Below are 25,950 nucleotides of genomic sequence, written 5' to 3'. Positions count from 1 at the left end.
AGCGCCTCCGGAGGACCGAAAGACAATGTTCCAATTCAATCCCTATTCGCCGGCCGTCGATGCGGATCCGTTTCCGTTCTACAAGCGCCTTCGCGATGACTATCCGGCTTTCTGGAGCACAGAGGCCAACATGTGGGTCCTGTCGCGCCATGCGGATATCCTGACCGCGCTCAACGACTGGGAGACCTATTCCTCGGCGAGCGGCAACCTGATGGACGAGTTTCCCGGCCGCGCCGGTGCGACGCTCGGGACCACCGATCCGCCCCGCCACGACCGCCTGCGCGCCCTGATCCAGAAGGCGGTGACCAAGCGCGCGCTCGACCACATCGTCGAGCCGACGCGAGCCGTGACCAACGCCCATCTCGATGCCATCGCGGGTGAGGAGAGTTTCGATTTCGTCACCGACGTGTCGTCGAAGATCACCGTCGACCTGATGGTCTACCTGTTCAACCTGCCCAAGGACGGACAGGACATCATGCGCGACAAGGCCGTGCTCATGGTGCAGTCGGACCCGACGACCCGCAGCAAGGGGCCGGAGCACATGGCGGCCTACAAATGGATGACGGAGTATGCCGCCAATCTGATCGCGGAACGCAAGAAGGCCCCGGGCGAGGACCTGATGAGCCAGTTCATCACCGCGGAGATCGACGGCGAGAAGCTCGACGACCGGGAAGTGCAGATGACGGTGACGACACTGATCATGGCCGGGATCGAATCCCTGTCCGGCTTCCTGACCATGTTCGCGCTCAATCTGGCCGACCATCCCGAAGCCCGGCGCCAGCTCGTCGCCAACCCGGAGCTGATCCCGGATGCGATGGAGGAAAGCCTGCGCTTCAATACGTCTGCGCAGCGGTTCAAGCGCTGCCTGAAAAAGGACGTGGAATTGCACGGTGAGACCCTGAAAGCGGGCGACTTCGTCTGCCTTGCCTACGGGGCGGGCAATCGGGACGAGCGCCGGTTCGAGGATCCGGACATCTACAATATCGCCCGCAAGCCGCGGGGGCATCTGGGCTTCGGCGGCGGTGTGCACGCCTGCCTCGGCACGGCGATCGCCCGGCTCGCCACGAAGATCATCTTCGAGGAATTCCTGAAGCGGGTGCCGGAGTATTCGCGGGTGCAGGAGCAACTGCCCTGGATGCCGTCGACCACCTTCCGCAGCCCGACCCGGCTCGATCTGAGGATCGGCTGACGGGAAGCCTGCCGGCGGCGTTTCACCCTGCCGCCGGCAATTTGAAAACAAAAGACATGTTGGTCCCATCAAAATAACAGAGGAAACATCCATGTCCAAAGTGACCTATGTCGAACATGACGGCACGGCGACCGAAATCGATCTGCAGGACGGCTGGACCCTGATGCAGGGCGCGACCATGAACGGGATCGACGGTATAGAGGGCGAATGCGGCGGGTCCTGCTCCTGCGCCACCTGCCATTGCTATGTGGAGGAAGACAAGCTCGACCTGTTGCCGCCGATGGGCGAGATCGAGGACGAGATGCTGGAATGCGTCGTCTCCGAACGGCGCCCGAATTCCCGTCTTTCCTGCCAGATCAAGATGAGCCCGGCCCTGGACGGCATTGTCGTGGAATTGCCCGAAGCGCAGAGCTGAGCGACTAGTGTCCGCTTTGGATTTGTGAGAATGGGGTGATCTGGTTTGCCAAGAAACTTGGTGTCATCCCTGCGCAGGCAGGGATCCAGTAATCTTTTGAATTTGCTTTCTTTTCCATGCGCAAGCGACACGGAGTACTGGATCCCGGTCTTGCCGCTTCGCGTCAAACCGGGATGACAAGCGGGGAGGCGTTCGAACGGACCCAAGTCGAATATTCCGTTCCTGCCCATTCCGCCGGGCCCGCTCGTCGGAGCGGAAGATCTCATGGGGATGGCGCTTTATCTGCTGAGACATGCATCCGATTTCCGCTATGGACGGGTTATGTATGTGAATGATGGGCACACAGCAGGATAAGCAATGACGGAACATTTGAAGACAGCGGTTATCGGCGCCGGCCTCATGGGGCACGGAATTGCCTGGCTCCTGGCCGAGGCCGGCCATGAGGTCAGGGTCTATGACAGTTCGCAGGAGGCGCTCGACAGCCTGCAATCCCGGCTCGCCGGGATCGAGGAGATGTTCGGCGCCGGACCGGAAGTGCGCGCCCGCGTGACCGGTGTGGGTTCTCTTGCCGATGCGGTCAGGGATGCCTCTTTCGTGGTCGAGGCGGTGATTGAGAATGTTCCGCTGAAGCAGTCGATCTTCGAGGAGCTGGAAGGCTACGTGTCTCCGGAATGCATTCTCTGCTCCAACACGTCCTCGATCCCGACCCGAATCATCGCGGCAAAGGTGAAGACCAAGCACCGTGTGGTTGGAACCCATTTCTGGAACCCGCCGCATCTGGTGCCGCTGGTCGAGGTCGTCCAGATGGCGGAGGAAAATCTGCCGGCCGTCGAAAAGACGATGCAGATCCTGGCCGATGCGGGGCGCAAGCCGGTTCATGCCAGAAAGGACGTTCCGGGCTTCATCGGCAACCGGCTGCAGCATGCGCTGAAGCGCGAGGCGATCGCCATGGTGGCCAACGGCGTCTGCGACGCGGAGACCATCGACGACGTGGTCAAATACGGCTTCGGCCGCCGCATGGCGGTGCTCGGGCCGATGGAGCAGTCCGACCTTGTCGGGCTAGACCTAACCCGCGCGATTCACGAAACGATCATGCCCGATCTCGACAACACGGCCGGGCCGCATCCCTATCTGATCGAATGCTGCGAAGCGGGCAAGCTGGGCATGAAGTCCGGCGAAGGCTTTCGCAAATGGACGCCGGAATCGGCCGATGCGGTCAGGACGCAACTTCGCGATTTTCTGGCCGCGCAGGCACGGGACGGTAATCCGGGGAACGAAGACGGCTGAGGTGCGTCATCCGCATTGAGGACGCGACTGCAGTGCGCGCCCTCTGCTCTCGCCACGACGGAGGCCGGTATTGCCGGGGTCGGGACCATCAACGACTGTTCGGTGTTTGCCGTCCCCGGCGATGATGATCGGCGAACGGGCGGCACGGTTCGTTACGGCCAAGGACGCGCTGGCCTGACGGGCCCTGCAATTGTTTTCGGGTGACTTGAAGCGCTGGTTCGATTGACAAGGAATTTTATCTGACCTAAGTCAGATAACTATGTTGGACGATATTTCCCGCTTCCGCCGGTTCAGCCGCGCCGTCACGTCAGAGGTCGGCGCGCTCGATACTTCGTTTCTGGGGCGTGGCCGTCCCCTGGGCGCCGCACGCGTTCTCAATGCCATTGGTCATGGCCGGACCGATGTGGCGGCCGTTCGTGCCTATCTCGGTCTGGATTCCGGTCTGATGAGCCGGCTCCTGCGCGGCCTTGAAGACGAAAAACTGATTAAGGTGACGACCGATCCGGATGATGCCCGCAAGCGCAGGGCGACCCTGACCGCCAGAGGACAGAAAGAATTCCAGGCCTATGAGCATCTGTCGGACGGGCGGGCGCAGGACCTCCTTGTGAAATACCCGCATCCGGAAACGCTTCTGGAGGCCATGGATCTGGTGGCCTCCGCGCTTGGCCGGGAAAAATGGATCCTGGAGGAATGCGATCCCAGGGACCCGGCCGCCCGCTACTGTCTGGAAGAATATTACGGGGAATTGAACCGGCGCTTCGACGGCGGTTTCGATGTGTCTCTCTCCTGCGACCCGGATGCGACGGACATGATCCGTCCGCGCGGCTGCTTTCTGGTTGCCATGTCCGATGGCCTGCCGCTTGGCTGCGTCGGCTTGAAGGGAACGGACAAGGGCTATGCCGAGATCAAGCGCCTCTGGGTATCGCCGGCGGCCCGGGGCATGGGCCTTGCCAGGCGGCTGATGGCGGAGGTGGAAGACATCGCGCGGGACCTGAATATCGATCTCCTGCGCCTGGACACCAACAGTGCCCTGCCGGAAGCGGTCCGCTTCTACCAGACCGGGGGCTGGACGGAAATCGACCGCTTCAACGACGATCCCTATCCGGACTTCTTCTTCGAAAAGGCGCTGTGAAGACGTCTCTTCTTAAAAAAAGAAAAGGGCGGCACGAGGCCGCCCTTTTCGATTTCCAAATGTGTCGAACCCGATCAGCCGATGATGCCGTTCAGGGTTGCGCTCGGGCGCATGGCGGCGGCGACCTTGTCGGCCGGGGCGTGGTAGTAGCCGCCGGTATCGACCGGCTTACCCTGCACGCCGATGAGTTCCGCCACGATCTTGTCTTCGTTGGCGGTCAGAGCTTCAGCGATCGGCGTGAAATGGGCCTTGAGCTCGGCGTCCTTGTCCTGGGCAGCGAGAGCCTGGGCCCAGTAGAGGGCGATGTAGAAATGGCTGCCGCGGTTGTCGAGGCCGCCGACGCGGCGGCTCGGGGACTTGTCGTTATCGAGCAGTTTCTCGACCGCCGTGTCGAGCGCATCGGCCAGGACCTGGGCCTTGGCATTGCCCTTGACGTTGGCGAGATGTTCCAGCGACGCACCGAGGGCGCAGAATTCGCCGAGCGAATCCCAGCGCAGGTAGTTTTCTTCCATCAGTTGCTGCACGTGCTTGGGAGCCGAGCCGCCGGCGCCGGTTTCGAACAGGCCGCCGCCGGCCATGAGCGGCACGATGGACAGCATCTTGGCCGAGGTACCCACTTCCAGGATCGGATAGAGGTCTGTCAGGTAGTCGCGCAGCACGTTGCCGGTGATGGAGATCGTGTCTTCGCCGCGGGCGATACGCTCGGTCGTGTAGCGGGCGGCATCGGACGGTGCCATGATCTGGAGGTCGAGACCCGAGGTGTCATGCTCGGGCAGGTACTTTTCGACCTTCTTGATCAGTTCGGCGTCATGGGCGCGGTTCTTGTCCAGCCAGAAGATGCCCGGCATGCCGGAGAGCCGTGCGCGCGTGACGCCGAGCTTGACCCAGTCGCGGATCGGCGCGTCCTTGGTCAGGCAGGCGCGCCAGATGTCGCCGCCTTCCACCTTGTGCTCGATCAGCGTGGTGCCGGCCGCATCGACGATGCGGATGGAGCCGTCGGCCGGCGCCTTGAAGGTCTGCGGATGGGAGCCGTATTCCTCGGCCTTCTGGGCCATCAGGCCGACGTTCGGCACGGTGCCCATCTTGGACGGATCAAGCGCGCCGTTCTTCTTGCAGAACTCGATGACCGCGTCATAGACGCCGGCATAGGAGGAATCCGGGATCACGCATTTGGCGTCATGTTCCTTGCCGTCCGGGCCCCAGCCCTTGCCGCCGGCGCGGATCAGGGCCGGCATGGAGGCGTCAATGATGACGTCGGAGGAAACATGCAGGTTGGTGATGCCCTTGTCGGAGTTCACCATGTACATGGCCGGGCCGTTGTCGAGGGCTGCCTTGATGTCGGCCTGGATCTCGGCGGCCTTGTCGGCGGGCAGGGCGGCGACCTTCGCTTCCAGATCGGCGATGCCGAGATCCGGATTGACGCCGGCGGCCGCCAGGGTGTCGGCATGCTTGGCGAAGACATCCTTCAGGAAGACGCTGACCACGTGACCGAAGATGATCGGGTCGGAGACCTTCATCATGGTCGCCTTGAGGTGGACGGAGAAGAGAACGCCCTTGGCCTTGGCGTCGGCGATTTCCTTTTCCAGGAAGGTGCGAAGGGCCTTGGCACTCATGAAGGTGCCGTCGACAACGTCGCCTTCGGTAAGCTTCAGATTGTCCTTCAGGACGGTCACGGCGCCGTCGGTGCCGACGAATTCGATTTTTGCCGTGCCCGCCGAGGCTGCACCTACGGTGACGGACTTTTCGTTGCTGGCGAAATCGTCATGACCCATGGTCGAGACATGGGTCTTGGAGGTCGGCAGCCATGCGCCCATGGAGTGCGGGTTCTTCTTGGCGTATTCCTTGACGGCCTTGGGCGCGCGGCGGTCGGAATTGCCTTCGCGCAGGACCGGGTTCACGGCCGAGCCCTTGATGGCGTCATAGGTGGCCTTGACCGCCTTTTCCTCGTCGGTCGACGGATTGTCCGGATAGGACGGGATTGCATAGCCCTGGGCCTGCAGCTCCTTGATCGCGGCGTTGAGCTGCGGCTGGGACGCGGAGATGTTGGGCAGCTTGATCACGTTGGCGTCCGGCTGGGTCACCAGCTTGCCGAGTTCGGCCAGGTCGTCGGACTGCTTCTGGGCGTCGGTCAGATATTGCGGGAAATTCGCCAGGATACGACCGGCCAGGGAAATGTCCTTGGTGCCGACGGTGATACCTGCCTCTTTGGTGAAGGCCCGGATGATCGGCAGCAGCGAGGCGCTTGCCAGTTCCGGTGCTTCGTCGACCTTGGTGTAGATGATGTCGGCCATGTCAGTGAACTTCCTGCGACTTGATGACGTAACGGTCGGAGACGGACAAAACGCCTCCGGGCGGATCCTGAAACAAGCGTATACAAATGTACGCAATCAAATGCCAGCCCCAACCTGCGGGGCCGGCGCAGTTCTAGCAAACGCAGTCGAAAAGGCAATTGGGACTATCGATGAACGAGGCGGTCCAGAAGATCCCGGTTCATTCGAATTCAGGCCTATTCGCCGCTTTCCGGCCAGAGGGTCTCGTAGACGGCCAGGGTGAAGCCGATGTGTTCTTCCAGAAGACGCGTCGCCGCGTCCGGATCGCGGGCAAGGGCGGCGTCCATAAGCCGGGTGTGATGGGCGATCCCGAGCGTCCTGTCGAAAACGTCCCGGATCCGCTGGCCCTGTTTGCCTCCAAGCTGCTCAGCCACATCGGCACCGTTCAGAATGAAACGGTGATGCCGGTGGAGCTGGTCGCTGGTCTGTCGGGCCAGGTGCGTCAGCCAGGGGGCGTCGGCGGCTGACAGAAGGGCGGCGTGAAAGGCGTCGTGCCGCTCCTCCCAGAGGACGCCCTCGGCCGTCACGGCGCCGGGCGTGGGGGGCGTGGCCTGGGCCAGCAGGTAATGGGCCGCAACGAGATCCGCTTCCCACCTGTCGCCGCCGCGGGCAATGGAGCGGGTGAAGAGCGTGGTCTCGACGGCGGTTCGGGCAAGCTGAAGATCCTTCAGCCCGGCGACCGAGACAGGCGCGACCCGGTATCCCTTGTTCTTTTCGAAGGTCACCAGGCTTTCCGCTTCCAGCCGTGACAGCGCCTCGCGCAGGGGCGTCCAGCCGAAGCCGAAGCGGGCTTTCAGGTTGGAGATTGCCAGCGGCGCATCCGGTGCGATGTCGCAATCCAGAAGCGCGCGGCGCAGGGTTTCATAGGCTGAGTTCGTCTGGGACATCTATTCCTAAAACTGCGACGAGAATATCAAATTTAATAGATTATATATAATCGCTTGAGCTTCGTCATCTCTCTTGTTACCGTCCGCCTGCAAAGAATTATCCATGCGGCCACGGATGGCCGCCCTGACGTTGGAAAGCAAATACAGAATGCCTGTCACCCATCCCCTCGATGAAAACGATCCGCTGGCGGCAAAGAAGACTGCCTTTTCGCTGCCGGAGGGGGTGATCTATCTGGACGGCAATTCGCTCGGCGTTCTGCCCGCCCATGTGCCGGATCGCATGCAGCAGGTGATTAAAAAGGAATGGGGCGAGAGCCTCATTCGCGGCTGGAACGACCATGACTGGATCGACCTGCCGCAGCGGGTCGGTGACAAGATCGCCCGGCTGATCGGCGCGCAACCCGGCACGGTGATCGCCGCGGACAGCACGTCGATCAACGTCTTCAAGGTGCTCGCTGCCGCCCTGGCGCTGCGCCCGGAGAGAAAGGTGATCCTGTCCGACAACGGTAATTTTCCGACAGATCTTTATGTGGCCAGCGGGCTGAAGGATCTGCTCGACCAGGGGCACGAGCTCAGGATCGTCGCGCCGGAAGAGGTCGAGGCTGCGATCGGCGATGATCTTGCCGTCCTGATGCTGACGGAAGTCGACTACAAGACCGGCCGCAAGCACGACATGAAGGCGCTGACGGCAAAGGCCCACGGGGCCGGTGCTCTGGCGATCTGGGATCTGGCGCATTCGGCCGGCGCCCTGCCGGTCGACCTTGCCGGCGCCAAGGCCGATTTCGCCGTCGGCTGCGGTTACAAGTATCTGAACGGCGGTCCCGGTGCTCCGGCCTTTCTCTACGTGGGGCCGGAGCATCAGGACAACGTCCGGCCGCCGCTGACCGGCTGGATGGGGCACGAGGCGCCGTTCGCCTTTGATCTCGACTATCGCCCGGATACGGGCATCGGCCGCATGCGGGTCGGAACGCCGCCGGTCCTGTCGCTCTCCGCCCTCGATGCGGCGCTCGACATCTTCGACGATGTGGACATGACCGTGCTGCGCCGGAAGTCGGTGTCCCTGTGCGAACTCTTCCTGTCGGAAGTTGAGGCGCGCTGTCCTGAGCTGGTGCTGGCAAGCCCGCGCGATCCGGAGCGGCGCGGCAGCCAGATCTCGTTCCGCTTCGACAACGGCTATGCGCTGATGCAGGCGCTGATCGCCCATGGGGTCATCGGCGACTTCCGAGCACCCGATACGGTGCGCTTCGGTTTCACGCCGCTTTACCTGTCCCATGCCGATGTGGTGCGCGCCGTCGACATCCTGGAGACGATCCTGACCGGACGCCTGTGGGATCGGAACGAATTCAAGACGAAGCAGAAGGTGACCTGAGCATGGGTGAGCCGCATACTCCTTACGATCCGGCGGCCGACGGGGCGCAGATGGCCTTCGACGGGCGCATGTCCTACGGCGACTATCTCGCCCTCGACAAGGTGCTGACCGCCCAGTCGCCGCTGTCGTCGGCTCACGACGAGATGCTGTTCATCATCCAGCACCAGACTTCCGAACTCTGGATGAAGCTGGCCCTTCACGAGATGACGGCGGCAAAGGCGGCCATTGCCTCCGGCAACCTGCCGCCGGCCTTCAAGATGCTGACCCGGACCGCGCGCATCTTCGACCAGCTCAATTCAGCCTGGGACGTGCTGCGCACCATGACGCCGAGCGAATACACCACATTCCGCGAAGCGCTTGGGCAGTCCTCCGGCTTCCAGTCCTACCAGTACCGGGCGATCGAATTCCTGGCGGGCAACAAGAATGCCGCCATGCTCCGCCCGCATGCCCATGTGCCGGAGGTCCACGACTGGCTGACCCGGCTGCAGCGCGAAACCAGCCTTTACGATGAGGCCATCGCTCTGCTTGCCCGGTCCGGGTTCAAGATCGATGCCGACCATCTGGCGCGCAATCACGCAGATCCTTATCAGGCGAATGACAGTGTCCGCGACGCCTGGATTGCCGTTTACAGAGACCCGGCAAAGCACTGGCCGCTTTATGAGCTTGCGGAAAAACTGGTCGACTTCGAGGATTATTTCCGCCGTTGGCGCTTCAACCACGTGACCACGGTCGAGCGGGTGATCGGTTTCAAGCGCGGCACCGGCGGCACCAGCGGGGTGACCTATTTGCGCCGCATGCTGGATGTGGTTCTCTTCCCCGAACTGTGGGCGCTGAGAGCGGAGCTTTGATGCAGCTGATCGACATCACCCCGCCGGTTCGGGCGGGCATGGCGGTTTTTCCGGGCGATGCGCCGTGCCGGACGGCGCAGACCTTCGCCATTGGGCCCCAGTGCCCGGTGAATGTCGCGGAGATTTCGCTCTCGACCCATTGCGGCGCCCATGCGGATGCGCCGCTTCATTACGACCCGCACGGAAAATCCATCGACCAGCTCGATCTCGACGATTTTCTGGGACCGGCGCGGCTGATCGATGCGCGGGGAACGGACAGGCTGTGCAGGCCGGAGGACATCGCCGGACAACTGGAAAATACACCGCCGCGCGTTCTGCTTCGGCTTTCGGAGCGCATCGATCCGATGGTCTGGCCGACGGGTTTCCGGACCCTGGCGCCGGAAACGATGGGACTTCTGGCCGAAACCGGGGTAAGGCTGGTCGGCATCGACGTGCCGTCCGTGGATCCGGAAACCTCCAAGGATTTGCCGTCGCATATGGTTGCAAGGGACCGCGACATGCGGATTCTTGAGAATCTGGCGCTTTATTGTGCGGAACCGGGGGATTATGAATTGATTGCGCTGCCAATGAAGCTAGAAGGGCTCGATGCAGCGCCGGTACGGGCTGTCCTGCGAAAAACGTAGGCTGTCCGGCAGGCAGACGGGGAAAACAAAAGATCGCCACAAGATTGGCGGCGAGGAGCCTATATGCTGGAACTGAACCAGCTCGTGATGGACTTCAGCGGTTTTCGTGCGGTCAACGGATGTTCCTTCAATGTCGAAGAGGGAAGCATCACCGGGTTGATCGGACCGAATGGAGCGGGCAAGACGACCCTCTTCAACATGATCGCGGGAGCCCTCGAGCCGACCAGTGGAACAATCAAGTTTCTCAACGAAGACGTGACGGGACTTTCAAGCGACGCCCTTTTTCATAAAGGCCTCGTTCGGACTTTCCAGATCCCGCACGAGTTTCATCATCTCACCACCTTGGAAAACCTGATGATGGTGCCGCCGCACCAGGTCGGCGAGGGACTGTTCGCCAACTGGTTCCGTTGGGGGCGGGTCAGGGAAAACGAGACGGAGGTCGAACGGAAGGCCTACGATACGCTCGATTTCCTGGAGCTGACCCACGTCGCGCACCAGCGCGCAGGCAACCTGTCCGGCGGGCAGAAGAAGCTCCTGGAGCTGGGCCGCACCATGATGACCGACGCCAAGCTGGTCCTGCTCGACGAGCCGGCGGCGGGCGTCAACCGGACGCTTCTGAGGAAGCTGGAGGAAAAGATCCAGATCCTCAACACGGAGCGCGGCTACACGTTCATCCTGATCGAACACGACATGGAGATGATCGAAAAGCTCTGCGATCCGGTCGTCTGCATGGCGGAAGGCGCCGTGCTGATTGAGGGCGATTTCCAGACCGTGCGGTCCGATACCCGGGTGCTCGAAGCCTATCTCGGCGAGACGGTGGGGGATGCCGCGTGAAAATTCTTCTTTCGATGAACGGCGTCACCGGCGGCTACGGCGACGCGGATATTCTCCAGGACGTCTCCATCCAGGTGGACGACAAGGAAATCGTGGTGATCGTCGGTCCGAACGGGGCCGGCAAGTCCACGGCCATGAAAGCGGTGTTCGGCCTTTTGAAAATCCGCGGCGGGTCGATCATCTTCGACGACGACCGCATCACCGGCTGGGCGCCGAACCGGATCGTCCAGCGCGGCATCTGCTACGTGCCGCAGGTGGACAATATCTTCCGGGAGATGTCGATCCACGAGAACCTCGAAATGGGCGCCTTCCTGAAGAAGGGCGATCTTTCGGCAGCCTATGACCGGGTCTACGAACTGTTCCCGGATCTGAAGGAGCGGCGCAAGACGCTGGCCGGGGCGCTTTCCGGCGGTCAGCGCCAGATGGTTGCCATGGGCCGGGCGCTGATGCTCGATCCCAAGCTTCTGCTGCTGGACGAGCCGACCGCCGGTCTGTCGCCGCGCTACATGGAACAGATCTTCCAGATCTGCCGGGACGTGCGTGACACGGGCGTTGCCATTCTTCTTGTCGAGCAGCACGCCAAGCAGGCGCTTGCCTTTGCCGACCGCGGCTATGTGCTTGCCGCCGGGCAGAACCGGCATGAAGGCACGGGCGCCCATCTCCTCGCCGACCGCGAGGTCGCCGAAATGTTCCTCGGCGGGTGAGGAAACGATATGAGCATTCTGGATTTTCTGAACTTCTATTTGATCCCGGGCGTCGTGCTCGGGTCGATCTATGCGCTGGGCGCGGTCGGCATCACGCTGATCTTCGCGATCCTGCGCTATGCACATCTGGCCCACGGCGACCTGGCGACACTCGGCGCCTTTCTCGCCTTTGCCGTCGTCACCGGCTTCGGCCTGTCGCCTCTGGCGGCCCTGCCGATTGCCATGATCCTGACGGCCGGTGTCGCCGTCGGCATCGACAAGGTGTTTTACGAGCATCTGCGCGAGCGGCCGAAGATCGTCACCGTGATGGCGTCGCTCGGTATCGCTCTGATGGTCCGCTCCGTGGTGCAGGTGGTCTGGGGCGTCGACGCGGAAAGCTACGTCCGCGGCATCGTCCGCCCGGAAAACTACTTCGGTCTCCGGATCAAGGATCGCGAGATCTACACGGTGGTGTTCATGCTGGCGCTCGTCGGCGGACTGCAGCTGTTCCTCGCCCGCTCCAAGTGGGGCAAGGCCATGCGCGCCATGTCGGACAATCCCAACCTGGCGCTCCTGTCGGGGATCGACAACAAGAAGGTGGTCATCCTCACCTGGGTCATCGCCGGCGGCCTGTGCGCCGCCTCAGGCGTGTTCTTAGGCATCAACACCGAGCTCAAGTCGATGATGGGCTGGCACATGCTGCTGCCGATGTTCGCCGGCGCCATCCTCGGCGGGGTCGGGCGTGTGGAAGGGGCCGTTCTAGGCGGGTTGATCGTCGGCATTGCGGAGGAACTGTCCGTTCTCGTTCTGCCGAGCGAATACAAGGCCGCGATGGCGTTCGCCATCCTCCTGTTCATGCTGCTGGTGCGCCCGACCGGGCTGCTGCGCGGCAAGGTTCTCTAGAGGGAGGCGTAGGATCATGGAACTTATCGGTCTTGCCAACTACGCCCTCTTCATGGGCATCTTCATCGGCATCTACGCGCTCCTGGCGCTGGGCCTGAACATCCAATGGGGCTTTGCCGGTCTCTTCAACGCCGGGATCGCCGGCTTCTTCGCCGTCGGCGCTTATACCTCGGCGATCCTGACGAGCCCCTATGCGGAAGGCAGGCTCGGCGGGTTCGAACTGCCGTTTTACGTCGGCTGGATCGGCGCGATGATTGCCGCGGCCCTGATCGCCTGGCCGATCGGGAAGATATGCCTGCGTTTCCGCTCCGATTATCTGGCGATTGCCTCGATCGGCGTGGCGGAAATCATCCGCCTCGTCATCAAGTCGGAAGCGGAACTCACCAACAGCGCGCGCGGGATCACCAACATCCCGCGTCCCTACGGCGATCTTCCCTACGTGCAGTCGCAGATGGCCTATCTGGCGATCGTCGCCATTGTCCTGCTCGTCGCCTACCTGATGGTGGAACGGCAGTTCAACGCGCCCTGGGGCCGGATGATGCGGGCGATCCGCGACAATGAACTGGCGGCACGCGCCATGGGCAAGAACGTCGAGTACCGGCGTCTGGAAGCTTTCATCTTCGGTTCGGCCCTGATGGGTCTTGGCGGCGCGCTCTTTGCCCATTTCAACCGTTCAATCACGCCGGAAGCCATCGATCCGATGGTTGCGACCTTCCTCGTCTGGATCATGCTGATCCTCGGAGGATCGGGCAATAACCGGGGCGCAATCCTCGGCGCGGCCGTGGTTTGGACCATTTGGTCAGTTTCTGAGATTGCAACTGATCAACTTCCGCAGGAATATGCGGTCAAGGCGAAATACATCCGTCTGTTCCTGATAGGCCTGATGTTGCAACTTGTTTTGCGCTTCCGGCCGGAGGGACTTCTGCCGGAGCCGCTGCGCGGCGACCTGCGGTCGGATGATGTTTCGTCTGAAAAATAAACTGGGTTCATACGGGCAAAAGCCCGAAAACAAGTGGAGGTAGTACCCATGAAGTCCAAAATTCTCGCAATTGCCGGCGGTCTGCTCGCAGCAACCGCCCTGGCCAGCGCTACGGCCAAGGCCGCCGACGTCAAGATCGGCCTGATCGGCGGCGTCTCCGGCCCGATTGCGGCTATGGCTCCGGCCATGATCGACGCAGCCCAGCTTGCAGTCCAGCAGGTCAACGAGCAGGGCGGCATCCTGGGCGGCGACAAGCTGGTCGGCGTTGTCGGCGACAGTGCCTGTAATCCGCAAGGCGGTACCGATGCGGCCACCAAGGCCGTGAACATCGAAGGCGTCGTCGGCATTGTCGGCCCGCATTGTTCCGGCGCCGTTCTGGCCGCTGCCGGTTCGGTTACCATTCCGGCCGGCATCACCGTGATCACGCCGTCCGGTACGTCTCCGGAAATCACCGGCCTGAAGGACAACGACACCGTGTTCCGTACCGTGCCGTCCGACGACTATCAGGGCCGTGCGCTGGCGCGGACCCTGAAGGGCATGGGCTACGACAAGGTTGCCGTTTCCTACATCAACAACGACTACGGCACCGGCCTTGCCAATGCCTTCAAGTCCGAGTTCGAGACCCAGGGTGGCGAGATTGCCGGCTATGCGGCTCACGAAGACGGCAAGGCCTCCTACCGGTCCGACCTCGCCGAACTGGCAAAGGGTGGCGCGGATACGCTGGTCATCTTCGACTATGGCGACGGCACCGGCCTCACCATTCTGCGTCAGGCGCTGGAAAACGGCTTCTTCGAGAAGTTCGTCGGCGGTGACGGCATGAAGTCCGAAGCTCCGATCAAGGAACTGGGTGCGGAAAACCTCTCGACCTTCGTGGCGTCCTCGCCGGTAGGCGAGAAGTCCAAGTCGCTCGACATGTTCAACGAAGCCTTCAAGGCCTCCGGCGGCGATCCGAGCGCGATCTTCGTGACCACGTCCTATGACGCAGCCTTCCTCATGGCTCTGGCCATTGAAAAGGCCGGTGGCGACAAGGCCGGCGTTTCGGCCGCTCTTCGCGAAGTCTCCAACGGCGAAGGCGAACCGATCATGCCGGGTGAATGGAAGAAGGCCAAGGAACTGATCGCAGCCGGCACCGCCATCGACTACAAGGGCGCTGCAGGCGACGAGAACTTCGATGCAAACGGCGACGTTCCGGGCACCTACGCCCTGTTCAAGGTCGCAGGCGACGGTTTTGAGACCATCACCGAAATGAAGTAAGCGACACGCTCTTCAAGCGCTTGAAACAGGACCGGCGGCTTCCTTTCGGGAGCCGCCGGTTTCTTTTTGCCGAACGGGAATGAAACGGTTCAGAACCTGCCTGTCACCTTGAACAGGAGCCGCAGATTGTCCGTGCCGAGGTTCTTGACGTTCTGATTGTCGTTGAGGAGCGCGGCAAGTCCGACATCGAATTCCAGGCTGTTCGCAGAGGCAAGCCGGATACCGCCGCCGGTGGAATAGAGGGCGTTTGTCTTGTTGTTGCCGAGGCCGTCGAAATTGATGTTCTCGATCACCCCGGCATCGAGGAAGGCGTAGAGCTGGTAGCTCTGCAGGTATTTGCCGTAGTCCAGGGGACGGGTGTACTGCAGCTCCGCCTTGCCGGCGATGCCGCGGTCGCCGAGGATCGTGCTGGGATCGTAGCCGCGCAGGAAGTCCATTCCGCCGAAGCCGATTTCCTCGCTGGAAAGCAGCTCCTCGAAGGCATACTGGCCGCGGGCGGCGACCAGCAGGTTGACGCCCCGCATCGGCAGCCGCTGCTGGCGCTGGAAATCGCCCCACAGGGCGGTGAAGCTGCCGTCCGCGCCGGTCCGAGAGGCAAGCGGATCGCCCGACTTGGTCGCGCCGAAGGCATCGAGCCCGATGCTGATGCGGCCCGAAATCGTCGTGACCGCCGCCATCCCGGCCCCGAACCATGAATCCACGAAATCGTAATCCGCGCTGAGGCGTAGCACGCGCAGATTGTCGTCGGAAATGCTGCCGAAGGTGGTGGAATCGGAGCTCAGATCGACCCAGTCGAAACGGCCGTCGATGAACAGGTTCTGACGGCGCGAGCGGATCAGCGGATGGCGGGCGCCGACGGACACATAAAGGCTGTCGTTGGTGACGCCGAACTGCTGCAGTCCGTTGCCGGGATCGGAGGCGCTGTTGGACAGCCGCGCATAGACGGATGTGCCTTCGGTGCCGACCGGGATCGAACCGACGATTTCGCCGAACAGCAGTTCGTCCACGGAAGGGGCCGTCTGGAACCGCACGCCGATGCGTTCGTGCAGGCCAAGGAGAGAATTTTCGGTAAAGCCGGCGGAAACCGTCCACGGCCCGACATATTCCGACCCGTAATTGGCGACCTGGAAGGCAGCCTCGAACCGGTCATAGGTGGATTTGACGGTCAGGGTCGCGGCCCCCGGCACCGACGGGGACGGAGACAGGTAGCCCTGGACCTGAAGACCGGCCAGATCGCCTGCCAGCAGCAGGTAGCGCTCCAGGTCATCGGAATGCAGCGGGCGGGACCGGGTGATCTTGGACGTCATTGCGAGGACGAGATCGCGCCAGCTGCCGTCCTCGCCTTCAACGACGACGTTGTTGACGTAGCCCTCGACCGCCTGAAGCCTGACGACGCCGCCGTCGACCTCCTGGGGCGGGACGATCACCTGGGACAGGATATAGCCCTTGCTGCGATAGAAGGCGGTTGCTTCCGCGGCCAAGTGGAAGATGACGGCGACCGGAACCTCGCGGCCCGTGTATTTGGAGAAAATCGGCTGAAAGTCGGCCTGGTCGAAGACCGTCGATCCTTCGAGAACCACATTGTTGATGGTGAGGGTCAGATCGACGTCCGGCAATCCCGCGCCTTCGCCTTCCTGGACGATGGGGCCGGGTGAAATCCGGTAAGGCGAGATCGGCAGATTGCGCAGCCATTCTTCGGCGCGGCCCGGCTGGGCCGGACCGGGAATGGTGACCTGTGCGCGGGCGGGGGCAGTCAAAAACAGGGGAGCGAGGACCGCGGCAGCCGCCAGCAGAAACGAGACCAGCGGCTTCAAAGTCATTCCTTTGAGGCTCTTCACGTGAAGGAACTCCGTCCCTGGGCGCCACAAGGAGACACGTGGAGCCATTGCAACCCTGGCAGGGACGAAAGACGCGGAGCCTTCGAACTGTTTCCGCACTACTGCGTTTAATCTAAGTCATTCACACTGAAGGTGAATTTCCGAACAATCGATCCCTGTAATTATTGCGTTAACCATAAATGTGGCATGGTTAATATTTCCTTAAGTACTTGGATTTCTTCGCTTTTGATGGCGGTGGACGTGTTGGCGAAAGCTCGCCAATCAGGATCGGGAAGCGATGCCGACAGATCGGAAAGACCGCATGAACGATCGGGAAAATCCGGAAACGGGGCCTTTGTGAAGATTAACCACGCGCCAAATTAGTTACCGAAACGTTACCGGTAGCATTGAGTTTGGGCCGAAAACGATCCTATTCTGATACGCAGTATTAACAGTGTATTAACCTGGCGGCCGGGTCGGCCCCGCGAGTAGGCGTTTGAGTAATGCGTAGCGCAACGGTGAACCGGTTTTTTCGCGGGGCTTTCTGCTTTGGCTTCACGTTTTTAACGAGCATCCAGCCGCTTCTTGCCGGCCCGTCCGGCGGCCGCGTTACCGCCGGCTCCAGCAGCATCACCCAATCCGGCGCCACCACCACGATCGACCAGTCGTCCGACCGGCTGGTGATCGAATGGAACAGCTTCGACACCAACGCCTCTGAAACCGTCCGCTTCAATCAGCCAGGGTCGTCGGCCTGGGCCCTGAACCGGGTGCTTTCGAATTCGGCGACGAAATTCGACGGATCGCTGTTCGCCAACGGCAATGTCGCCATCGTCAACCGCCACGGCATTCATTTCGGCCCAAATTCCGTTCTGGACGTGGGCGGGTTGATCGCCTCCAGCGCCGATATCTCGAACGACAATTTCATGAACGGCCGGTTCGACTTCGACCGGCCGGGCTTGCCGGATGCAATGGTGACCAACGCCGGGCGGATCTCCGTTCGCGACACCGGGCTCGCGGCCCTGGTCGCCCCCGGAGTGGAAAACTCCGGCTACATTCAGGCGAACCTCGGTACGGGCATCCTGGGGGCGGGGGAGACCCATTCCATCGATTTCCGTGGCGACGGCCTGATCAACTTCACGCTGACGAGCCCGACCAGGGCGAAGCCGAAGAAGGAGGACGGGTCCGACGCGGATGCGCTCGTCTCCAACAAGGGCAAGATCGTCGCCGACGGCGGCTCCATCGTCATGACCGCGAGCCAGGCTTCGCGAGTGCTCGATCAGTAGATCAACATGTCCGGGATCGCCCAGGCCAACTCGGTCGGCGTGCGCAACGGCAGGATCGTGCTCGGCGGCGGACGTGTGGGCAAAGTCCGGGTATCCGGCAAGGTCCTGGCCCGGGTGGATCTTCCCAAGAGCGGACAGGACATTCCCGTTCCGCCGTCGCGCGGCGGCACGGTTCATATCACCGGCGAAGATGTCGAGATCGCATCGGGCGCGGAGATCGACGTCTCGGGCACCAACGGGGGCGGAACCGCCCTGATCGGCGGGGCGAAACACGGCGGCACGCTCGCCGATGACAGCACAGTCGGTTACCTGGATCGCGGCGACGGCACTTATTCGATCGCGGTCGGCGACAATGCCGGGGCCGCAGGTAACGGTTTCATGCCGACGGCGGACAGCCTGCTGATCGAGGCAGGCGCCACAATCGATGCGTCGTCAACGGACGGCGATGGCGGCACGGTCATTGCCTGGGGCAACAACGAGCTCAATTTCCACGGCCTTGTCGACACCATGGGTGGCGATAATGGGGGTGGAAATAACGGCTTCGTCGAAATGTCGACCAAGGGAATCGGCGTGACCGACGGAACCGTCCGGACAGGGTATATGCTGGTCGATCCGGGCGACGTCTGTGTGTCGACCGCCAGCACCTCCGGCTGTACGGCCGGTGCATTCGACCTCGACGACGCCATCATCGAGGGGGTTCTGAACGGCGGCGGAACCTTCGAGCTCAATACGGATACCTACGGCACCAGCGGCACCGGACGAGTCGACTTCGGCGGTGGCGGGAACGTCATCATCAACAACAACACCGGCACCATGGGGACCTTCATCATCCATGCCGCCGACACCATCCACACCCAGCAGGTCGGGTTCCTGACGAACGGGACGACGGGTACCAATTACGAGTGGTATGCGGGAAGCTCCTCGACGGCGAGCCCGGTTTCAAGCGCCGACATCATTCACTTCGGCCAGGTGTTCAACACCGGTGGCGGTCATGTGATCTTCGACGCGGCCAATGACGTGTCCATCGGCGATCCCCTGACCACCAGCGGCGGCGATGTCAGCCTGACCGCGCGCGGCGGCAGCGGGACCTCCAGGGTCATTTTCCGGACCAGCGATGCGCATATCGACACCTCCGGCGGCGCGATCAGCATCCAGGCCGATAATCTTCAGGTCAACGGCAGCGCCACTTTCGATCCGCTGATCAGCGCCGGCACGGGTACAGTTTCGATCCAGTCCCATACGGCGGGCAGAACCATCCTGCTGGGTGGAAACAGTGGCAGCAGCCTCAGCATCAACAACGATGTTCTCGACCGGATCGCGGCCGATACCCTGAGCCTCGGAAACAGTTCCGCCGGCTCCATCACGATTGGCAGTTCGATCGCACCCGCGCAGGTGAACACCCTGTCGCTGACCACCGGCGGCGCCGTTGTGGACGGCAATGCATCGGGGACGGATGTGACCGTCGACAGCCTGGCTGTGCGGGCCGGCAGCGGCATCAGTCTCGATACGGCGGTGTCCAACCTGGCGTTTGACAATACCAGTGGCAATGTCGATATCGCCAATACCGGTGCCCTGACGATCGCATCGGTCGACGGCCTTACCGGTTCTTCCAGTGCTGGCACCACGGCGCTTTCCGCGGCCAGCCCGATGACCTTCGCCGCCAATGTTACCAGTGGCGGAAATCTGACCGCGACTGCTGGCGAATCCGGGACCGTCAATACCGACAACATCACCGTGAATGCGGGCGTGACCGTTCAGTCGACCGGAGGCAATGTCACCCTCCAGGCCGGCGACGATGTGATCGTCGGCAGCGGCGCCACGGTCAGCGCGAACGGAAGCCTCAACCTGACCGCCGGGTATAACGATACGGATTCCGACGGTGGAGTTTCCCTGGCTACGACCGCGACCCTGGCCGGCAGTCCGATCAATCTGACGGCCTATGACGACATCACGTTGGGCAGCGGCAACCAGTCCGGCAACACGGTCAATCTCAACTCGTCCGTCGGCACCATCAATATGAACGACGGGGGAACCTATTCGTTCACGAACCTGTCGGCTACGGGGAACACGGCCCTCGGCGGTACCTACAACAGCACCGGCACGCAGACTTTCAATGGCGGGACGCGGCTCTTCTCCGACACACTTCTGTCGAGTTCCGGCGGCGGCAACATCACCTTCAATTCGACACTGAACGGCTCGCCTGTCCTGACCGTCAACACCTCCGGGACAACCGCTTTCAACGACACGATCGGCCTCTCGACCCGGCTCGGCGGCCTGACCACGGACGCCGGCGGCACGACCGCGTTCAACACCGGCGTGGTCAGTGGAGTCGACATTCAGGGCGATGCGCATTTTGGCGACAACGTCACCGTCTCCGGAGGCGGGCAGATCTGGGCGCTCCGCGGCAATTCCACCTTCGACGGGACGCTGATCGGCGACGTCGACGTTATCCTCAGGGCTTTCGACACGATCACCTTCAATGACGCGGTGTCGTTCAAGGGCCTTCAGGTCACCAGCGGAGGTCAGACCAACCTCAACGGCGGCTCGGTGACCACGACGGAATTCGGGCAGGCCTATTTCAACGATGTCGTTCTCGGCGCGGACACGACGCTGACCTCGAACGACTATGTCCGGTTCCACAACGCACTCGATGGCGCCTACGATCTGACCATCAACGCGCCGGGTGTAACCAATTTCCGCGGCGTGATCGGCGGAACGACCGCACTCGCCAGTCTGACGACGGACGCAGCAGGCACAACCCTTCTGGAAGGCGGTGCGCTCACGCTCTCCGGCAATACGCTGACCTTCAACGATGCCGTGACGCTGGGTGTCGACACGCTGATCACCGATGCCGGCGACGTGACCTTCAACAACACCGTCGACGGCGCTCACGATTTGACGGTGAATTCGGGCGGTACGGTCAGCGTCAATGGATTGATCGGAAGCACGACGGCGCTGACGTCTTTCGCGGCAAGCGCCGACGCCGTGACCATCGCCGCGACAGGCGGAATTGCCGCCGACAACGGTGCCATCGATCTGTCGGCCGACAGCATGAGTATTGCGGGCGCCGTCAATGCGGGCACCGGCATTGTCACGCTTGCACCGGTGACTGCCGGCGAGACCATCAGCCTCGGCACCGAGACCATCGGAAGCCTGAGCCTCACCGATACGGAGCTTGACCTGGTCACGGCTGGCATACTGCGCATCGGCAGCAGCGATGCGGGCAGCATCACCTTCAACGACACGATCAGCCCGGCCAACACGAGCACACTGTCGCTGATCACAGGCGATGAAATTCTCGACCTGAATCCCGGTGTCGATGTCCAGGTCTCCAACCTTGCCATTCAGTCGGTCAACGGGATTGCCAACAACGAGATTCTCGAAACCGAAGTTGACACAGTTGCCGCGCTCAACACGACCGGCGGCGGCATTGCGATCCTGGAGACAAATAACGGCGGCGACCTGACTATCGGTACCGTCGACGGCGTCGTCGGCCTGCGCAACACGGCTTCCACCGGGTTCAGCCCGTTATTGGCCATTCAGCTGGAAACGACGAACGGCGATCTCACCGTCAACAATGATATCTATACCTCTCGCCGCAACATGTTCCTCGTCGCCCAGCAGGGCAACGGTGGGGCGGGCGACAGTACCTTCATCAACAACGCCAACATCATCGACGCGGATTCCGGCATTAGTGCGAGCAACGCCAAGATCGATATCCGTGCCAACAACATTGAGCTGAACCAGGGCAGCACCATCTCCGCGGTGAACCGGGTGATCCTCGAGGATGATCCGTCTTCTACCGCAACCGTTGCCATCGATCTCGGCGGGTCGGATGGGGTCAATACACTGGGCCTGACCGATGCCGAACTCGACACGGTGACGGCACCCGGCGTGCTTCAGATCGGTCACTCAGGCTCGGGCGATATCACCATCACCGACGCAATTACCCTCGACCCTGCAAAGGTCGGAGCTTTGGAGTTGCGGACGGGTGGAAGCATCATCGACAGTAACGCCGCCGATCCGGACATCACCGTCGGCGACCTGACCATTGTGAGCGCGACCGGTATCGGTGCGGCCGACGATCTTAATGTCGATGCGACGTCGGTGACCTTTACCAACTCCACCAGTGGCGATGTGAACATCACCAATACGGGTTCGGTGACCGCAACCGGCACCAGCGCTGTCGGCTCGATGGCAATCGGCGCTTCCATCTTCAATGTCGCCAACAGCGCCAGCGTCACCGCAAGCGGTTCGATCTTTGTCGATGCGCCGACCGTCAACCTCGACGGCAATCTGACGGCACCGAGTGGCATCACCGGCACGGCGACGTCCGTTAACGTGCTCGGCTCGACCGGCGGGGCGGAATTGAACGACGCGGTTGACGTTGCCGCCATGGGTGCGACCGTCAATGTTCTGGGCGGGACGTACAACACGATCGGCGGTGTGGTCCTCGATGTCGCCGGGCTGACGATGCAGAACGTCGACGACGTCAGCAATCCGGTCAATATCGTCAACGACGCGGTTGTCGTTCCGGCGAGCCCGGGCTTCACCGTCAGCGCCGACGGCGTGACCCTGAACGGTTTTAGCTATTCCGGAACCGGTGGCGATCCCGCGATCCTGCTGACCGCCGGTGCGGATAACGTCACCATCGAGAACGGTACCGTTACCGGAACGGCCGCGGGCGGTGCGGGCATTCTGATCGACAACACTGTCACCACCGGCCTCGGTCTCACCGTCGACAATGTGACGATGAGCGGTGTTACCGGAAGCGGGATTGAGTTTGACAATGCGCTCAGCGGCGCCGATATCCAGATCCTGAACAGCGCCATCTCCAGCGATAAAACGGCAATTCTCTTTAACGGGAATATATCGAACGCGAGCCAGGTCACGATTCAGGGCAATAGCCAGATCGCGGCGCTGGTCGATGCCGGTGGCAATGACGACGGGATCAAATTCCTCGGCGACATCTCCGGAGCCTCCACACACATTCTGATCGAGGACAATACAGACATCAGCGGTGCGGATCGGGGGATCGCGTTCAGCGGCTCCGTGACGGATGCATCCGTCACCATTCGTGCCAATACGATTGAATCCCTCGATCTCGACGGCATTCTTTTCGATGCCTCGCTGACCAATGCGACCATTCTCATAGGCGGCGCCAGTGCGGCTGACGGCAACAGTATCGCCGCCGCTCAGGACGGAATGGACATCGACGTCATCTCCGGCGGATCGTTCACGATTGCCAACAACAGCCAGATCGTGGGTGCGGCCGGTGACGGTATCGAGTTCGAACAGCAGATCTCCGGCGGTGCGCAGGTCAATGTCAGCGACAACACGCTGATCCAGGGCCAGTCGCAAAACGGTATCGTCTTTGAGAGAAACATCAACGGCGCCTCGATGGTGACCATTGCGGGCAACACCGACATCATCGGCAATCAGGACGGCATTGCCGTTCGCGGCAATATCACCGGCGGCAGTGCGTTCACCGTTGGCGGAGCAACGTCTGCACAAGCGAACGGCATCCTGGGTCTTGGTGACGGTATTCAGATCGGCGAACTCGACGGTGGATCGGTTTCGATCCTGAACAACACCGGCATCTCCGGCGTTGGCGGGGACGGCATCAAGTTCTCCAACAACATTACCGACGGAATGATCGAGATTTCCGGAAACGGCCCCATCAACGGCTGGTATTCGGGGATCCTGTTTACCTATGACGGTCCGGCGATCATCGACAATTCCATGATTTCGATTGCCGGCAACACGGGCATCACCGGTCAACTGGACTCCGGCATTCTTGTCGATGCATCGCTTATCAACGGCACGCAGTTCGACATCACCGGCAACACGAATGCGGGCATTTCACCTCTGCCCGCCATTGGCGGTTTCTTCAACGGGATCGAATTCAGTGGCGATATTTCCGACAGCGGCGTGCTGATCAACGGCAACCAGCAGATCTTCGGAGGCTATAACGGCATCCTGTTCGGACCGCCCGAGGGGATCGGCAATATCGACAATTCGGTTATCACCATCGCCGACAATACCGCGATCGACGGCACGCTCGTGGACGGTGTCCAGGTGGCGTCCCGGGTGACGGGCGGCTCCGAATTCAGCGTGGCCGGAAACGACGCGGTCACCGGCGGCGAGACCGGTCTCGACTTCCTCGGCGTGGTGCTCGACAGTACCGTCAATGTGGCGGGCAACACCTCCATCGAGGGTACCATCGATGACGGTATCTGGTTCTATCGCACCGTCCGCAACTCCTCGGTGAACATCGGTCCGGCAACCATCGACGTCGGCGGCACCGCCACGACCTATGGCGGCAACGGCACCATCTCGGGCGGCACGACCGGCATCGAGACCTGGATCCTGAACAACACCGATTTCACCGTCGCCAACAACACCGAAATCACGGGCGGCTCGTCCGGTATCGATTTCGATGCCCCGGTTCGTGTCGGCTCGACCGTCAACATCGTCGGCAACACGTCGGTCAACGGCGGGGACGGCGGCATCGCCTTCTGGGCGCCGGTTACCCACTCGACCGTGAATATCGCCGGCAATGACGAGATCCGCGGCGACACTTACGAAGCGATCTACTTCGACTACGGCATCCGCCATTCGACCGTGAACATCGGCCCGGCCACGGTTGCCATCGACGGCACCGCGACCAGCTTCGGCGGTAACGGCACGATCCGGGGCGGGGACGACGCCATCGAGTTCATGTACATCCTCGACTCGAACGTCACCGTCGCCGGCAACACGTCGATCGAAGGCGATGATGACGGCATCGATGCCAATGACAAGATCGAAGGCGGGTCCACGCTGACCATCGCCGGGAACGGAAGCATCACCGGTCACGGTCTCTTCGCCGACCCCGGCAAGGGCATTACCATCGACGGTCCCGTGACCGACAGCACCGTTGCGGTGACCGGCAACACGACGATCCTGGGCGAAACCGGTGACGGTCTGCTTTTCTACAGCCCGGTCACCGACAGTATCGTGACGGTCGCCGGTAATGGCGCGATCACGGGTCAGGACGGCCACGGCGTTACCTTTGCCGGCCTGATCGATCCGTCCACCGTCGACATCAGCGGCAACACCCTGATCAACGGCATGAACGGCAACGGCATCGATTTTTCCGGCGGTCTGATCGATACGAATGTGACCATCGGCCAGAACGACCAGGTGACCGGAAGCCAGAACGCGGTGTTCTTCAACGGCCTTTCGGGCTCGACGATCTCGGTCAGCGATACCTCCGGCACGGGCGGAACCAACGGCTTCCTGCTGACCAACTATGGCCAGGGCGGATCCGCGAACACGCTGTCGTTCGCCAACTCGAGCTTCACCGGAACGACCGGGGCCGGGCTGTCGGTTATCAACGGCGACTTCTCGCCCGCACTGGACATCGACATCGCCTCGACCGGCGGCAACACTTTCACGGGCGCGCCTTCCATGTATCTGTCCGGTCCGCGTCTGTCGCTTGTCGGCGATACGCTCGGCGATACGGCCTTCAACGCGCCGGGCGGCGGCAACTTCATCGTTCTCGCCAATGGCGGTCTGTTCGAACCGGCCCGGCCGACGATCATCGACGGCAACAGCGCGACCTTCGACGGGGTTCCGGTTCCGGCTAAGTCCCTGCCGGCGCTGATCCAGTCGGTCGAGGACCGGATCATCGACTTCGATGACGACATGACGCTGGGCCAGATCTTCTTCCTGCCGCTGACCCCGGCCGACGTGATGAACCTGCAACAACGGCTCAACGAATTCTTCGGCTTCAGCATCGGCGATATCGAGACCACGAACATCCAGGCGCCGGGCGACTGGATCCTGCGTCCGCCGTTCCCGTGGATCCGGCCTTACGGCAATCCGGTCGACCGGACCTACCGGCTGGGCGGCTGCCGCCCGGTGCTGGACGATGCGGGGCGCATCCGGAGCTATGCCTGCGCATCCTTCATCGACGGACCCTATCCGCACATGTACATGAGCGCCCTGCCGTTCGACGTTGCGGCGGCAAACTAGGAACCCGCCGCAGAGGCGAACGGCCGGAAAATCCGCAGACGGCGGCGCTGCCGCGCCGCTGTCATGTACCGCCGCGGATTAAGGTTAAATTAGTCTTT

The 25,950-nt window shown here is 62.0% G+C and carries 17 protein-coding genes; 14 read left to right on the top strand and 3 right to left on the bottom strand.

Annotation, left to right across the window (positions count from 1 at the left end):
* Nucleotides 1-25: 25 nt before the first annotated feature.
* The 4 genes from HK439_RS04750 (at nucleotide 26) to HK439_RS04735 (ending at nucleotide 4,023) form a co-directional block, all read left to right on the top strand.
* The gene (locus HK439_RS04750; protein WP_190290222.1) at nucleotides 26-1,189 is read left to right on the top strand and encodes a cytochrome P450; all 1,164 of its coding nucleotides are present in this window, start codon (nucleotides 26-28) and stop codon (nucleotides 1,187-1,189) included.
* 91 nt (nucleotides 1,190-1,280) lie between these two features.
* Nucleotides 1,281-1,604: a 2Fe-2S iron-sulfur cluster-binding protein gene (locus tag HK439_RS04745; RefSeq protein ID WP_190290221.1), complete on the top strand. Its 324-nt coding sequence runs from the start codon at nucleotides 1,281-1,283 to the stop codon at nucleotides 1,602-1,604.
* Nucleotides 1,605-1,961: 357 nt separating this feature from the next.
* Nucleotides 1,962-2,891: a 3-hydroxyacyl-CoA dehydrogenase family protein gene (locus tag HK439_RS04740; RefSeq protein WP_190290220.1), complete on the top strand. Its 930-nt coding sequence runs from the start codon at nucleotides 1,962-1,964 to the stop codon at nucleotides 2,889-2,891.
* Nucleotides 2,892-3,150: 259 nt separating this feature from the next.
* Nucleotides 3,151-4,023 carry a bifunctional helix-turn-helix transcriptional regulator/GNAT family N-acetyltransferase gene (locus HK439_RS04735; protein ID WP_190290219.1) on the top strand — a complete coding sequence of 291 codons (873 nt, stop codon included), beginning with the start codon at nucleotides 3,151-3,153 and terminating at the stop codon, nucleotides 4,021-4,023.
* Between the two features lie 74 nt (nucleotides 4,024-4,097).
* Here HK439_RS04735 and HK439_RS04730 read toward each other — a convergent pair whose 3' ends face one another.
* Both HK439_RS04730 and HK439_RS04725 read right to left on the bottom strand, forming a co-directional pair.
* Nucleotides 4,098-6,314 carry an NADP-dependent isocitrate dehydrogenase gene (locus HK439_RS04730; RefSeq protein ID WP_190290218.1) on the bottom strand — a complete coding sequence of 739 codons (2,217 nt, stop codon included), beginning with the start codon at nucleotides 6,312-6,314 and terminating at the stop codon, nucleotides 4,098-4,100.
* 215 nt (nucleotides 6,315-6,529) lie between these two features.
* Entirely contained in the window at nucleotides 6,530-7,240 is a 711-nt protein-coding gene (locus HK439_RS04725) for a GntR family transcriptional regulator (protein ID WP_190290217.1), read from the bottom strand.
* A gap of 148 nt (nucleotides 7,241-7,388) precedes the next feature.
* On the opposite strand from HK439_RS04725, the gene kynU reads away from it, so the two are divergent.
* From kynU to HK439_RS04685, 8 genes are all read left to right on the top strand, one after another.
* Nucleotides 7,389-8,609: a kynureninase gene (kynU, locus tag HK439_RS04720; protein ID WP_190290216.1), complete on the top strand. Its 1,221-nt coding sequence runs from the start codon at nucleotides 7,389-7,391 to the stop codon at nucleotides 8,607-8,609.
* Between the two features lie 2 nt (nucleotides 8,610-8,611).
* On the top strand, nucleotides 8,612-9,457 hold the full coding sequence (gene kynA, locus HK439_RS04715; protein ID WP_190290214.1) for a tryptophan 2,3-dioxygenase: 846 nt from the start codon (nucleotides 8,612-8,614) through the stop codon (nucleotides 9,455-9,457).
* The gene (kynB, locus tag HK439_RS04710; RefSeq protein ID WP_209011557.1) at nucleotides 9,457-10,080 is read left to right on the top strand and encodes an arylformamidase; all 624 of its coding nucleotides are present in this window, start codon (nucleotides 9,457-9,459) and stop codon (nucleotides 10,078-10,080) included. The genes kynA and kynB overlap by 1 nt, the downstream gene beginning before the upstream one ends.
* 63 nt (nucleotides 10,081-10,143) lie before the next feature.
* A complete protein-coding gene (locus HK439_RS04705) occupies nucleotides 10,144-10,914 on the top strand; it encodes an ABC transporter ATP-binding protein (RefSeq protein WP_190290211.1) in 771 nt (256 codons plus the stop codon).
* Nucleotides 10,911-11,618 carry an ABC transporter ATP-binding protein gene (locus HK439_RS04700; RefSeq protein WP_328804103.1) on the top strand — a complete coding sequence of 236 codons (708 nt, stop codon included), beginning with the start codon at nucleotides 10,911-10,913 and terminating at the stop codon, nucleotides 11,616-11,618. The genes HK439_RS04705 and HK439_RS04700 overlap by 4 nt, the downstream gene beginning before the upstream one ends.
* Before the next feature lie 9 nt (nucleotides 11,619-11,627).
* On the top strand, nucleotides 11,628-12,500 hold the full coding sequence (locus tag HK439_RS04695; RefSeq protein ID WP_190290210.1) for a branched-chain amino acid ABC transporter permease: 873 nt from the start codon (nucleotides 11,628-11,630) through the stop codon (nucleotides 12,498-12,500).
* A 16-nt stretch (nucleotides 12,501-12,516) separates the two neighbouring features.
* The gene (locus HK439_RS04690; protein ID WP_190290209.1) at nucleotides 12,517-13,479 is read left to right on the top strand and encodes a branched-chain amino acid ABC transporter permease; all 963 of its coding nucleotides are present in this window, start codon (nucleotides 12,517-12,519) and stop codon (nucleotides 13,477-13,479) included.
* A gap of 48 nt (nucleotides 13,480-13,527) precedes the next feature.
* Entirely contained in the window at nucleotides 13,528-14,733 is a 1,206-nt protein-coding gene (locus HK439_RS04685; protein ID WP_190290208.1) for an ABC transporter substrate-binding protein, read from the top strand.
* 89 nt (nucleotides 14,734-14,822) lie between these two features.
* On the opposite strand, the gene HK439_RS04680 is transcribed toward HK439_RS04685, so the two are convergent.
* Entirely contained in the window at nucleotides 14,823-16,553 is a 1,731-nt protein-coding gene (locus HK439_RS04680; protein WP_190290207.1) for a ShlB/FhaC/HecB family hemolysin secretion/activation protein, read from the bottom strand.
* Nucleotides 16,554-17,053: 500 nt separating this feature from the next.
* On the opposite strand from HK439_RS04680, the gene HK439_RS04675 reads away from it, so the two are divergent.
* Together HK439_RS04675 and HK439_RS04670 are read left to right on the top strand one after the other, a co-directional pair.
* Nucleotides 17,054-17,833, top strand: coding sequence for a filamentous hemagglutinin N-terminal domain-containing protein (locus tag HK439_RS04675; RefSeq protein ID WP_190290206.1), 780 nt, complete (start codon nucleotides 17,054-17,056; stop codon nucleotides 17,831-17,833).
* Between the two features lie 6 nt (nucleotides 17,834-17,839).
* Nucleotides 17,840-25,852 (top strand): hypothetical protein, encoded by an 8,013-nt coding sequence (locus HK439_RS04670; RefSeq protein ID WP_190290205.1) that lies wholly within the window; start codon nucleotides 17,840-17,842, stop codon nucleotides 25,850-25,852.
* Nucleotides 25,853-25,950 lie beyond the last annotated feature (98 nt).

It is taken from the genome of Roseibium aggregatum, assembly GCF_014692675.1.
GTDB lineage: Bacteria > Pseudomonadota > Alphaproteobacteria > Rhizobiales > Stappiaceae > Roseibium > Roseibium aggregatum_C.
Note: the sequence above shows the minus strand (reverse complement) of the source record. Positions and strands in the feature narration are given on the sequence as shown.